The organism is Streptococcus pluranimalium (assembly GCF_002953735.1).
In the GTDB taxonomy this organism is placed as follows: Bacteria; Bacillota; Bacilli; order Lactobacillales; family Streptococcaceae; genus Streptococcus; species Streptococcus pluranimalium.
Genome location: NZ_CP025536.1, coordinates 944,200 through 957,773, shown reverse-complemented (window position 1 = coordinate 957,773; position 13,574 = coordinate 944,200). Strand labels below are relative to the sequence as shown.

The following is a 13,574-nucleotide window of genomic DNA, read 5'->3' as shown; positions in this document are numbered from 1 at the left end:
AACAAAAGAGCTTTACGTTTATTTTTGGTATAATAAAAACATATTATACCTCTAGGAGTATGTATTATGCCAAAAACAAAACTAAAATTATCACGAAAACTAGGAACACTTGGGCGTTTGTTTTCAATTATTCCTGACACAACGGCTATCATAGGCAAAACAATTGAAAACAGTCGTCCTATCATTGAAAAACATATGGATCAGCGCCATGAACGTCAGATGACATTGGTTAAAATTGACAACGTGGTTAATCTTCCACTTGAAGAAGCACGTCAACATTTGAAAAATCAAGGATTTACTGTTTCAAGTATTCCAGCCAAACCAGCCAAACCAGCCAAAAAGTATGCCACAGCTCGTGAAAACGAAGTGGTACAAATGTCACCTAAATCAGGCAAGCACCTAAAAGGCTCCTTAGTAAAACTCTATTATGTTGATTTAGATATTATCGCTGCTAGTCAAGAATTAATCGACGACGAAACGCGACGGACTGTCGAGCGTAACCAAACGATTTCTGATACCTTTGAAAATGTTAAAAATGTCATTCCGTTTTCTAAAAAAAAGTATTGAATCATTGTATTCATTACTCAGACTGAAGACAAAGTCTCTAGGATTAATTTTCTAGGGGCTTTTTAGTGTTTTTAGGAGTATAATAAAAGAAAACGCTTGTGAGACCTACTTATGTTTCACAAAGAAAAGCCAGACTACAACCGGAACCGGTATGGGTTCTATACCCTTGATCAACTCGTACCAGAAGATCACTTTCTTCGTCAAGTCGATAAATTTGTGGATTTTGACTTTATCTATCATCAGTGGAAGATACTTATTCATCTGATACTGGTCGTCCTAGTCTTGATCCTGTGATGTTGGTTAAACTCCCTCTGATTCAGTGTTTCTATGGCATTCGCTCCATGCGTCAGACCATCAAAGAGATTGAAGCGAACACTGCTTATCGCTGGTTTCTTGGCTTGACTTTGGATGACAAGGTGCCCCATTTCACGACGTATGGGAAGAATGATAGCCGTCGTTTTCAGGATAAACAAGTGATTTCTGAGATTTTCAGCTATGTTCTCACCCAAGCACTGAGTGCTGACTTGATTAACTCGGATGAGATTTTTGTGGATGGGACTCACATCAAAGCTGCCGCAAACAACCATAAGTACCGCAAAGAATTGGTTGAGCAATAAGCTAAGTTTATGAATGACCAACTTGACATTGAGATTGACTTAGATAGAAAAAAGCGCGCCAGAGAAAGCGAGGCTAAAGAAAAGAAAATCTCAACAACAGCCCCAGAAAGTGGCTGGTTTCATAAGGGAGAGCAGTGAAACTGTCCGGTGGACAGTTTCAGCCTGAGCCTAAAAACGTGAACGCGAAGGGAAGTGTTCGCCTATTCTGCCCAAGTGGCCTGTGACAAATATGGCTGGGCGTTGGCCTATAGTATTGAGGCTGGGAATGTTCACGACAGTCAAGTTTTTCCTGCACTTTTTGCCAAGCTTGAACCCTTTCACCCTCAATTTATTATCGCTGACTCTGGCTATAAGACGCCAAGCATTGCCAAGTTTTTGTTAGACAAGAATATCACGCCAGTTTTCCCTTACACGAGACCTAAAGGCAAGAAAGGCAAGTTAAGACCGAAAGATTTTGTTTACGATGACCATTTCGATTGTTATCTTTGCCCTGAACACCAGGTGTGGACGTATCGTACTACGACTAGAGAAGGTTATCGTGAGTACAAGAGTGACCCTAGCATCTGCGTTGCTTGTCCCTTATTAAAGGTCTGTACTGAAAGCAAAAACCATCAGAAAGTGGTCACTCGTCATATTTGGAAGGATTATTTGGAGATTTGTGAGGCTATTCGCCACCAAAGAGGCATGAAGGAACGTTATCAAAAACGCAAGGAGACCATTGAGCGACTCTTTGAAACGGCTAAGGAGTACCACAACCTCAGATATACAAGAGAGAAAGGCAAGTCTAAAATGGAGGATAAGGTTGGACTGACTTTGGCGTGCTTAAATCTTAAAAAACTGGTTAAAATGATGGCAGGGAGGCCTTTTTATTTTGCCCTCAATGGCCTTGTTTACAAGATTTTTCCAATTCGAACCCATTTTTCTAAAACAAAAGAAAAGACAAACCTCAAAAATGAAGTTTGTCTTCGGTCTGAGTAATGAATCATTGGATTCATTACTTTTTTATCTTTCGATTTACCAAACTGGCTCGTCAAGGCCTTTTGAACTGTCTTTGATGACTTTTTTAACGTCGTCAGTCTGATAAGCATCTACAACTGCTTGAATAGCATCTGCATTTTTAGCTTTTTTCCAATCTTTCTTAGCAGCAATCAAGTTATACCACTGTTTCGCATTATCACTTTTAGGTTCGATGAAAATAGCTTTGCTTGGGTCAATACCTGCTTCAACAACGAAGTCATTATTGATAACAGCAGCATCAGCTGATTGTAATTGACGAGCAGTCTGTGCTGCGTCCACTTCTACGATGTCTAAATTCTTGTCATTTTTAGTGATATCATCAAGTGTCGCAAAGATATCACCTGAAACACCTAATTCTATTAGACCAGCGGATTGTAAGAGATAAAGAGCTCGACTTTCATTAACCGTATCATTAGGGATAACAATAGTCCCTTTATTGGGAATATCTTTAGCACCAGTGTATTTATTTTTGCCACCTTCAGTTCCTGAATAAAGACGGAAAGCTGTGATATAAGTTTCAGCAATACCTACAAGTTCTGTTTTATGCTTCTTGTTCCACTCATTCAAGAAATTATAGTGCTGAAAGGCGTTAACATCAATCTCACCATTTTCAAGTGCTTTATTAGGTTGTGAGTAATCGGTAAATTCAGTATACTTGATCGTCACATTTTTATCTTTAAGTAACTCTTCAACCTTGTTCCAACGAGCTTCTTCAGAATCACTCTTGGCCATTGTACCAACTTTAACAACGACATTATCATCGTCAACCTTTGAACCACAAGCTGTCAAAAGAACCACTGAGGCAACTGCAATCGTTCCAATGCTTAACCATTTTTTCAATTTCATTAACTAATCTCCTCTAAATTTAAGATACATCTAGTCTAACATGAGATGTTATTTCTGAAAAATTCTTATTATTTAAGCATATATATAGTCAAAAACTATATCATGGACGTTTTCATCTCTAAAAAAGCCATGAGTTGCCTCATGACTTTCAGTAAAACTTTTAAACAGATAAGTATGGCTCTATATCTTTTAGAGCACGTTCAGCGATGGCTTCATAGCGTGCTTTTTTATCGCGAATACGTGGTCCCTCTAATTCTTTGATGATGCCAAAATTAACATTCATAGGTTGGAAATGCTTACTCTCTGTATGCGTGATGTAATACGGCAAGCTTCCGATTGCTGTAGTGCGTGGGAAAATCACTTCTGCTTCTTCTTTGAAGCGTTTTACTGCATTGATCCCAGCAACCAAGCCAGCTGCGGCTGATTCCACATACCCCTCAACTCCGGTCATTTGCCCAGCGAAGAAGAGATCAGGATTGCTACGTGATTGGAAAGTTTGGTTAAGCAGATTTGGCGAATCCATGTAGGAATTGCGGTGCATGACTCCATAACGAACGAAAGTGGCATTCTCTAAACCTGGAATCATTTGGAAAACACGTTTTTGCTCGCCCCATTTGAGATGAGTTTGGAAACCAACGATATTGTAAAGACTACCGGCAGCATTATCTTGGCGCAACTGAACAACTGCGTAAGGTGTCTTGAAGTCACCATCACGAGGTCCCTCATAGTCATCAGGATATTCCAAACCAACTGGTTTCATCGGTCCATAAAGCATTGTTTTAACACCGCGTTTTGCCATCACTTCGATCGGCATGCAAGCCTCAAAATATTTTTCTTTTTCAAAAGAATTCAGCGGTGCTTCTTCTGCTGTTGTTAAGGCTTCATGGAAAGCTAGGAATTCTTCTTTGGTCATTGGACAGTTCAGATAGGCTGCTTCTCCCTTATCATAGCGGGATTTGAGGTAAACCTTACTCATGTCAATGGTGGATTTGTCAACAATTGGTGCGGCAGCATCATAGAAATAAAAGCCGTCACCACCATTGAGTTCATGAATTTTTTCAGCAAGGGCATCTGACGTCAATGGCCCTGTTGCAATCACGGTGATAGCATCATCAGGAATCTCCGTAATCTCCCCACGAATCACTTCAATAAGCGGATGAGCTTCCAACTCTGCCGTAACAGACTGTGAAAAGCCCTCACGGTCAACAGCCATGGCACCACCAGCAGGAACACGGCTAGCTTCTCCCTTACGCATGATGATCGAGTCCAAACGACGCATTTCTTCTTTTAAGAGACCTACGGCATTGGTCAATGAATCACCTCGGAAGGAATTTGAGCAGACTAATTCTGCAAAGCCATCTGTTTTATGTTGAGGTGTTGGTTTAACACCACGCATTTCGTAAAGCTTAACTGGAACACCACGTTTGGCGATTTGATAAGCCGCTTCAGAACCAGCTAAACCAGCTCCAATGACGTTGATATAATTTGCTTTAGATTGAGACAAGAACTAATACCTCTTTGAGAATGAGTCATAAGCATTCTCACAAATCTTTCTATATATGATGAACTTATATTATAACATATCGAATCAAAAATCATAAGAAAAGAATAAACAACTCTGTTTATTCTTAATTCTATTTATGAATCTTACAAAAGACAAATCCATGCTGCAATTAAGACACTCAAAATACTAAACAGTGAACCAATCAGATAATATTCAGCAAAGGCTGGGTTTTCAGAAATTTTATTGTAACGTGCAATGGATTTTGCCGTAAAGACAAGTCCAATAGAGGTAAATTGACCAAAGAGAATACAGATACCAATGATTATTCTCTCTAGAAAACCTATGGCTGCTCCTGCTCCTGGAATGGTATCCATCTTGTTATCCTCTTCTGGCTGATATTTTTGGAAAAATATCCGAAAGGCAATGTTAGTTGGCTTGGTAATCAAGACTAAAAAGAGGATCCTATTTAGCCAGTTTGGATCAATCCAAGCAGGAAATGGCATATCAGTAGTAAATTGGCTGAGCAGAATGATGATGACAAGATGAAGGGTTTGATCCAGCAAAAAACTTTTCTGACGATTCAAATGAAGCAGCTCTGCTATTTTCTCTTTAAAGAAGTCTAGCAGCGCGTGGCTTAGAAAAATAAGAACAAGTATCCACCAAATCCGATATTGAAGGAAAGCTGTTAGAAGTAGAGGCAGGGCTACTCCTACAAGATGTCGCAGCAGAAAACGTCGGTCCTGCCCTTTTTTGTCTGCCACCTCTTGACTCTGCAAGTGAAAATCCGCAAAAAAATGACAAATCAATAGTAAGGTAAGAATCGGACTTTCGCTTAAACTATGAGACAATCCCATCATTCTTTTTCCTCCATAACATTCTCTAAAATGAGTTCCAAAGTAGCTTGACGTAAGCGCAAGTAAACCTTGATACTGCTACTTTTCAGCCGTTTTGAAAGAGCACTAGCATTTAGTTGTAACATTTCCCCCAGCGCTTGTTGATCAAAATGTTCCTGGTAGACGTTCATTTCCAATAAACTCGTCAAAACCTCTTGTTGACTAGCTCGCCAATCTGCTTTAATAGCATCACCTGCTGAAATAAGAGCGTTGAGCTGGGCTGTTTTCGTCGGATTTCCAACCTCAATCGCAAGAGAAGTATTTCCATAGTCATTCTTTTGATGGACAAACTGAATAGCTTCTCGCGCGTGCCAATAGGCTGGACCATCTGCTCCAATACTCAATTCTGGATTGATATCTGTCACAATATCTCCTAGTCCAACTCCAAAACGCACCTCATAAGGGAATAATTCCTGACAAAGATCATCAATCATGTGAAATATCGGTGCTTCGATAGTTAACAGACCTTGAAATTCATCTCCTAAAGTAATCGAAAATTTAGAAACAATGATATCTTCATACTTATGATTAATTTTTGTTAGCGCATTTTCAAGTATTTTTTGTGCTTGATAACGATTTTGGATAGACTTTGAATCCACAAAATCTCCTATAATAGCAAAATATAGCATGACCGTCTCCTTTTAAGTCTATTATAATAGACAATTTCTAAAAAGTCCATTATAATAGACAATTTCTAAAAAGTCTGTTTTAACGGACTTTGTTAAAGGTATATTTCTACATAATTAAAATTATGTAAATTAATTAACTCGGTTTAGAGTGTCTCCTGTTTCAATAACTTCTTTCGTTGCATTTAGGCCACCTTCAACCAGATTTTTGACAGCTTCATCTGTATAAAAGGCTGTATGAGGAGTATAAATGACTTTTTCGTGTTCTAAGAGGCTCTTGAAGAGCTGGTCTTCAATCACTTTATCATGACAATTTTTAGGAACGTAGGGACCTTCTGCTTCATAGGTATCAATGCCTGCTGCGGCTAATTGCCCACTATCCAAAGCAGCCAGTAAATCTTCCGTATCTACCAAAACGCCACGCGCCATATTCATAAGGATGGCACCTTTTTTAAACTTGGCAAACATATCAGCATTGAATTGATGATAATTGAGCTCTGACGGATACATATGGAGGGTTACAATATCAGCGTCTTTAACAGCTTCCTCCGTCGACGCTTTATAATCAACGATGTCAGGAATACGGTTATCTTGTTCAATTTCATAACCTACGACACGGCAGCCAAATCCTTTAAAAATCTTAGCAACTATTTTACCAATTCGTCCGATACCGATAACAGCAACTGTCATATCTCCTAAAACACGCCCTCGAATACTTGGTACCCAAGAAAAGTTTTGCTCACTAACATGCTGTCTGATACCTTCAAACTGTCGAATCAGCATCATTGCAACCATGACAGTATACTCTGCGATGGATTCTGGAGAATAAGAAGGAACATTTGAAATGATAATATCATGAGCACTAGCTAAAGCCAAGTCATACATGTCGTAACCAGCACTACGCTGAGCAATTTGTTTAATTCCAAACGCTTTAAGTCGTGCGTAAACTTCTTGATCCAAGGGAAAAACTTGAGAATTACTAACCCCGTCAAAGCCCTTGGCTTCTTCAACAGATTCTTTGGTCAAAGGTTTGTCTGTCAATGACACCTCAATGCCATGCTCTTTTGCCCAAGCTTCAGCAATCGGTCTTTCCTCATCGCGAATACCGTAAACTTTAATTTTCATTCTTCTATCCTCCTTATTTTTCTTAATCCTAAACATAACACAAACTAACTAGAATAACTAGCTATTTTAAAACAGACTAACTGCCCAGTGTATTAATATGCGTTAAGTTTAATCCATTAAATATCAGTATTGATAAGACTAGTGTTACATATTATATAACTTAAATCTAGAATAAACGAAAAAGTAATTTCATTGCAGTTGCTTCAGTCAAAATAATACAAATAAAAAAAGAACCTCTCTATAAGAGCAGCACGCTAGCTTATGGCGCTGTTCCTGATAAATAGATTCCTTTTAATCGTTCTTAAAGTTTTTTATTTAACAACTGCTTCTTTATAATCACAATCTTCACTACTACATACTACTTGTTTACCACCACCACGAACTTTCTTTTCAACCAAGAAATCACCGGATTTTGGACAAGCACGACCAACCGGAATATCCCATGAGGTAAATTCACACTCTGGGTAATGGTCACAACCATAAAAGATACGATTACGCCTGGTTTTACGCTCGATCACTTGCCCTTTTTCACAAATAGGACAGATTACGCCGATCTCCTTAGTAATGGCTTTGGTATTGCGACATTCTGGGAAATTGCTACAAGCGTAGAATTTACCGTAACGGCCTAATTTAATAACCATTGGTGAACCACAGACATCGCAGTCAAATCCAGCAGGTTCATCCTTAATCTGGATTTTTTCCATCTCGTCTTCAGCTTTAGTCAATTCTTTTTCAAAAGGTTTGTAGAACTGGTCGATGACCTTTTGCCATTCTTCCTTACCGATTTCAACTTCATCCAGGCGACCTTCCATCTCAGCTGTAAAGGCCACATCAACAATATCTGGGAAAAATTCTACAATTAAGGAATTGACAATTTCACCCAACTCTGTAGGTTCAAAACGCTTAGCTGCCAATTTGACATAATAACGTTTTTGAATAGTCTCAAGCGTAGGCGCATAAGTTGATGGACGGCCAACACCATTTTCCTCAAGAGTTTTGATAAGCGTTGCTTCTGAATAGCGAGCAGGTGGTTGTGTAAAGTGTTGCTCAGGAGTGGTCAAGACCTTCTTAACGGTGTCTCCAGCTTCCATTTCAGGCAACATCTTATTCTTATCAGAATCGTTATAGACAGCCATGTAACCATCAAACTTAACCTGACTACCATTAGCGGTGAACATAACACCATTTTGGGATAAATTGACTTTCACAGTATCAAAGACTGCTGCTGTCATTTGCGAAGCTACAAAACGGTTCCAAATCAAAGTATAAAGTTTGAGTTGGTCCTTATCAAGGTACTTAGCAATAGACTCTGGCGTATGATGAACTGATGATGGACGAATAGCTTCGTGGGCATCCTGAGCACCAGCAGCATTCTTAACCTTAGTACCATGTTTAGAATATTTGCTACCAAAACGTTCGGTGATAAAGCCAGCCGCTTCATTTTGTGCCACAGGACTAATACGCGTTGAATCCGTACGCATATAGGTAATGAGACCTTGATGACCTGCTTTACCTAAACTCAATCCCTCATAGAGTTGCTGTGCGACCATCATGGTCTTACGCGTACGGAAATTGATTTTATTAGCCGCATCTTGTTGCATAGAAGAAGTTGTATAAGGGAGAGGAGCGTTACGACGACGTTCTTTTTTCTCTACCTTATCAACCGTAAAATCATCGCCTTTGATACGCGTCAAAACAGACTTGACATCTTCTTGCCTTGCTAATTTAAGCTTTTTACCATCTAAACCATAAAAGGCAGCTTGAAATTTCTTGTTACCTTTTTTAAAAGCCCCATCAATAGTCCAATATTCTTCTGGTTTAAAGGCCTTAATCTCATTTTCACGGTCGATAATCAGTTTAAGAGCGACTGATTGAACACGACCAGCTGATAGTCCTTTTTTCACTTTTTTCCATAAAATAGGACTGATAGAATAACCTACAATACGATCCAGAACACGACGAGCTTGTTGGGAATCGACCAGATCCATATTGATTTCTCTTGGTTCTACAAAGGCATTCTTAACAGCATCTTTGGTAATCTCATTAAAGACAACACGATTTTTTGCTTTAGGGTCTAAGTTTAAAATATGCGCTAAATGCCAAGAAATAGCTTCTCCTTCACGGTCCGGGTCACTTGCCAAAAAGACTTCTTTAGCATTCTTAGCTTCTTTTTTAAGAGAATTAATCAAAGGTCCCTTACCACGAATATTGATGTATTCAGGTTCATAGTTATTGTCGAAATCAATAGACATGCTCGATTTTTTCAAATCACGAATATGCCCAACTGATGCCACTACCTTATAATTGCGTCCCAGGTACTTTTCAATGGTCTTCGCCTTAGCAGGTGACTCCACAATAACCAAATTTTTCTTTGGACTTGCTTTTTTCTTGCTAGTTTTTTTTGCGCTAGTTTTCGTTTTTGCTTTTGTTGCCGTAGCAGTTGCCATAAACACACTTCCTATACGAGAATTGTCAAAGGTTATATTTTCTGACCCTTTGAAACTTATAACATGATAACCCTCTTTTTCTAATGTGTCAATAAAAAACTTTTCCTATAGGAGAACTGACTTTAAAATGAGTAATCACTCAAGACATCAAATCCCGATGTAATGCACTTTGCACCCTCTTGAATCAATTGTAAACAACCAGCGGACTTGCCATCTAAAATATTGCCCGGAAGTGCAAAAACATCTCTCCCTCCTTCTAATGCGCGCTCACAAGTGATTAAACTTCCTGAGCGCAATTTAGCTTCAGCGACAATAATTCCCTGACAAAGCCCTGCAATAATACGATTTCGCTCTGGAAAGTGATATTTAAGTGGTTGTTCACCAGGACCATACTCTGAAAGGACCAAATGGTTTTGCATCATAAAATCCTGTAACCGTTGATTTTCTTTGGGATAGTAAACATCAAGACCTGTTCCAATAATCCCAATACTAGCTCCTCCATTTTTAAGTGCAGACAAATGAGCTGCCGTATCAATACCACGCGCCAATCCGCTAACAATCACAAAACGATTCTCCAGTTCCGTGATAATCTTCTGAATAGACTTTGTCCCTATCTCACTACATTTTCTAGCACCAACCACTGCTAGTTTTGGTTTTTCAAGCAGATCAATATTTCCTTTATAAAACAAAAGTACAGGTGGATTATAGATTTCCTTGAGTTCCAAAGGATAATCATCATCTAAGATGGAAATGCTAGGAAAGGTTAGAAATTCTTGACGTAAGGTCTTACTATCCAAGTTTTTATAATGCTCCATAAAAACAACTGGATTAGAACATTTAGATACTACTGCACGGTCTCTAAGGGATAAGGATTTTTGATATTTAGCTTCGTAATCTAGGATATTTAAGATATGCTGATTAGATAAACCTGCTTTTTTTAGTTTGTACAATTCAAAATTATTCATGTTAATCCTCCACTTATTTATTCGGAAAAACATCAAAAAAAATCCTAGCCAAGCTAAGATTTTCTCTTCTTAATCAATCGTCTTAATCACCTTAGCAGGATTTCCCGCAAGAACAACATTATCAGGGAACGATTTTGTCACAACACTTCCTGCACCGACTACCACGTTATTTCCAAGAGTCACCCCGGGAAGAACCGTAACGCCACCAGCTAGCCAGACATTGTCCCCTAGGGTTATTGGGGCACCGTATTCTACTCCAGAATTACGCTCGATCGGATCCAAAGGATGCAAGGGCGTTAATAACTGGCAATTGGGGCCAATCATGACATTATCACCGATGCGAATCTCGCAGACATCTAGGAAGGTCTGGTTAAAGTTAGCATAGAAATTCTCACCGACATAAATGTTATTGCCATAATCACAGCGGAAAGGCTGTTCCATGTGCAGGTTTTCTCCGGTTGAGCCAAACCAAGCTTTGAGGAGGCTACTTCGTTTAGAAGCATCATCCTCATTATTAAAGTCTTTCATCAACTGGCGAGCACGCAGACGCATGTTTTTTAATTCCTCATCACCCGGTTTGTATGGTTTACCTGCCAGCATCTTATCACGTTCAGTCATAAGGTCTCCTCGTATCGTTTTAAATAGGTTCTCTCTTCATAAATAGCTTCTGCTTCAAAACTCGCTAGTGCTTCTTCTTGCGATACAATATAAACACCCTCGCGTTGATAATAGGACAACTCTCCATCAGTGGTTTCAAATCTCAGGCGTTGGTCATTCTTTAAAACTTTAAAAGTAAAGTCTTGATGTAAAGTTTTAGGTAAGCCGACAACTAACCAATCCTTAGCGATAAGTTCAGCGCCCCATTTTTGATAAAGGTAGTTGGCATTAGCATCTCCTCGTGTAAAAATAGAGAGCGCCTGAACTTTTTTAGACAGCAAAAGCTTTTCTGCTTTCTCGAATAATTTATTAGCAATGCCTTGATTTTGATAATCAGGATGAACAGCTAAGTTAGCAAAATATGCCAATTTATCACAGCTATAATACGGATAAGCTCTACTAGCTTCCTTATCGTAGATACCAATATCTAATAAACCCACAACTGTTGCGCCATCTAAGGCAATCAATTCAATACTATCTTCATAATACTCGGAAAAATCATCTTTTTCGCGACTATCATCATCCCAAAAATCTGAAAAAAGATAAGCCAAAGCCTTACAGTAAACCCAAGATTTATCATACTTAGGCTCATAATGTTTGATACTAATCATCATATCCTCTTACTAAAGATTTAATAGGCTCAAAACTGCGTCGATGAATGGGTGTGACACCGTATTTATCCAAACCTTCTAGGTGGACTTTTGTTCCATAACCTGCATTTTGAGCAAAACCATAGCCAGGGAATTTTTTATCAAAATCAGCCATCATCTTATCCCGAGTTACCTTAGCAACAATTGAAGCAGCTGCAATAGATAAGGAATTAGCATCCCCTTTAATGATAGACATTTGAGGAATATCAAGGTCTAGTGTCATGGCATCAATCAGGAGATAATCAGGCACAATTCCCCTTTTAGATGCATCTTTGATAGCCTCAACCATCGCCAATTTAGTCGCTTCATAGATGTTAACCTGATCAATCACCTCATTATCCATAATACCAACACCAACTGCCAGAGCCTTCGTCGTGACTTGCTGGTAAATTTCCTCATGCTTAGACTTGGGAATTTTTTTAGAATCGTTAAGCCCAGAAATTTTCTCATTAACCGGTAAAATCACACAGGCCGCTACAACTGGGCCAGCTAAAGGTCCTCTGCCGACTTCGTCAATCCCTGCAATCAGCTGATAATCTTGAGCATATAGAGCTTTCTCATAAGTTAGCATAGTCTCCAAACGAGCCTCTTCATCTAGCTGAGCTTGAATTGCTTTTTGTCTCTGAATGATGGCTTTTTGCACTCCAGCTCGCTTATCCTCAGCAAAAAGAGACCATCGATGATCTTCCAAAGTTGGAATCTCTGCTAACCGGTCTTTAATCTCTTTAATGGTTGCCATCAACTTCCTCAACAAGATCTAACGTATAGCGACCCAAACGGCCGTCACGAACTTCCTTAACAAAGAGGTTGTAAAAACGGTCATAATCATCTCTGAAACCAAGTTTTTGTGTCATGCCCATAATGATTTCAGGGGCCTCTTCTGATAAATCCATTCCTTTAAAACGTTCTTGTAGGCGTTCAGGATAATGTTCTTTAAAGAAATTAAGACCGAAAATAGTTACTTCATCCATTGGCAACAGTTGATCCTTGATCGCACCCGTTAAGGCTAATTTTAAGCCAACCAAGTCATCTTCAAACTTAGGCCATAAAATCCCTGGGGTATCCAAGATTTCAAGCTCCTTATTGGACTTGAGCCACTGCTGTCCCTTGGTTACACCTGGTTTATTCCCTACAACGGCAATTTTCTTACCAGCTAAACGGTTCATAAGTGTTGATTTACCAGCATTTGGAATCCCGATAATCATGGTTCGTAGAGTCTCTTTTTGAATACCACGATCACGCAATTTCTCAATCTTTTCAGACATGAGTGACTTAGCAGCATCTGTCACTAATTTAACCGTTGCTTGCTCTTTAGAATTGATCGCCAAGGTCTTAATCCCTTGAGATTCGAAGTGCTTCCGCCACTCTTTGGTACGCGTGCTATCAGCTAGGTCAGCCTTATTCAAAATCAGTAATTTTGGTTTGTCACCAACGATTTTTGTCAGCATGGGATTTTGACTCGACAAAGGCAGACGAGCATCCACCAAAATCGTTACAAAATCAACGTGCTTCAAATTCTCCTGAACTTGACGGCGAGCCTTGGACATATGCCCAGGAAACCATTGAATAGTAGCCATGAGTTTATAAATCCTTTCGTAGCAAGGTTTTTCGTTTGAAAAACCTGCCTGTTTTTTATTAGGCACCAAACAGGCACCAAGAT

12 protein-coding genes and 1 pseudogene are annotated in these 13,574 nt (G+C 39.2%); 2 read left to right on the top strand and 11 right to left on the bottom strand.

The window, feature by feature from the left end; all coding sequences use genetic code 11:
* Positions 1-66: 66 nt before the first annotated feature.
* Both C0J00_RS04960 and C0J00_RS04955 read left to right on the top strand, forming a co-directional pair.
* Positions 67-567 (top strand): PASTA domain-containing protein, encoded by a 501-nt coding sequence (locus C0J00_RS04960; protein WP_104967825.1) that lies wholly within the window; start codon positions 67-69, stop codon positions 565-567.
* Positions 568-678: 111 nt separating this feature from the next.
* Positions 679-2,162 (top strand): annotated as a pseudogene (locus C0J00_RS04955) (IS1182 family transposase).
* Between the two features lie 36 nt (positions 2,163-2,198).
* Here the strand turns inward: C0J00_RS04955 and C0J00_RS04950 are convergent.
* From C0J00_RS04950 to ylqF, 11 genes are all read right to left on the bottom strand, one after another.
* Positions 2,199-3,047, bottom strand: a complete 849-nt coding sequence (locus tag C0J00_RS04950; RefSeq protein ID WP_104967824.1) for a MetQ/NlpA family ABC transporter substrate-binding protein — start codon at positions 3,045-3,047, stop codon at positions 2,199-2,201.
* Between the two features lie 160 nt (positions 3,048-3,207).
* Positions 3,208-4,551 (bottom strand): methylenetetrahydrofolate--tRNA-(uracil(54)-C(5))-methyltransferase (FADH(2)-oxidizing) TrmFO, encoded by a 1,344-nt coding sequence (gene trmFO, locus C0J00_RS04945; RefSeq protein ID WP_104967823.1) that lies wholly within the window; start codon positions 4,549-4,551, stop codon positions 3,208-3,210.
* A 143-nt stretch (positions 4,552-4,694) separates the two neighbouring features.
* The gene (locus tag C0J00_RS04940; protein ID WP_104967822.1) at positions 4,695-5,408 is read right to left on the bottom strand and encodes a DUF3307 domain-containing protein; all 714 of its coding nucleotides are present in this window, start codon (positions 5,406-5,408) and stop codon (positions 4,695-4,697) included.
* Complete coding sequence (locus C0J00_RS04935) at positions 5,405-6,073, bottom strand: SatD family protein (RefSeq protein WP_104967821.1); 669 nt, start codon at positions 6,071-6,073, stop codon at positions 5,405-5,407. Before C0J00_RS04935 ends, C0J00_RS04940 begins: the two co-directional genes overlap by 4 nt.
* Positions 6,074-6,202: 129 nt before the next feature.
* Complete coding sequence (locus C0J00_RS04930; protein WP_104967820.1) at positions 6,203-7,195, bottom strand: D-2-hydroxyacid dehydrogenase; 993 nt, start codon at positions 7,193-7,195, stop codon at positions 6,203-6,205.
* A 311-nt stretch (positions 7,196-7,506) separates the two neighbouring features.
* Positions 7,507-9,642, bottom strand: a complete 2,136-nt coding sequence (gene topA / locus C0J00_RS04925) for a type I DNA topoisomerase (RefSeq protein WP_104967819.1) — start codon at positions 9,640-9,642, stop codon at positions 7,507-7,509.
* Positions 9,643-9,764: 122 nt separating this feature from the next.
* Positions 9,765-10,607: a DNA-processing protein DprA gene (gene dprA, locus C0J00_RS04920; protein ID WP_104967818.1), complete on the bottom strand. Its 843-nt coding sequence runs from the start codon at positions 10,605-10,607 to the stop codon at positions 9,765-9,767.
* A gap of 69 nt (positions 10,608-10,676) precedes the next feature.
* A complete protein-coding gene (locus C0J00_RS04915) occupies positions 10,677-11,225 on the bottom strand; it encodes a sugar O-acetyltransferase (RefSeq protein WP_104967817.1) in 549 nt (182 codons plus the stop codon).
* Positions 11,222-11,875, bottom strand: a complete 654-nt coding sequence (locus C0J00_RS04910) for a GNAT family N-acetyltransferase (protein WP_407697195.1) — start codon at positions 11,873-11,875, stop codon at positions 11,222-11,224. Before C0J00_RS04910 ends, C0J00_RS04915 begins: the two co-directional genes overlap by 4 nt.
* A complete protein-coding gene (locus C0J00_RS04905; RefSeq protein ID WP_104967816.1) occupies positions 11,868-12,653 on the bottom strand; it encodes a ribonuclease HII in 786 nt (261 codons plus the stop codon). The genes C0J00_RS04910 and C0J00_RS04905 overlap by 8 nt, the downstream gene beginning before the upstream one ends.
* Complete coding sequence (gene ylqF, locus C0J00_RS04900; RefSeq protein WP_104967815.1) at positions 12,640-13,491, bottom strand: ribosome biogenesis GTPase YlqF; 852 nt, start codon at positions 13,489-13,491, stop codon at positions 12,640-12,642. The genes C0J00_RS04905 and ylqF overlap by 14 nt, the downstream gene beginning before the upstream one ends.
* Positions 13,492-13,574: the final 83 nt, after the last annotated feature.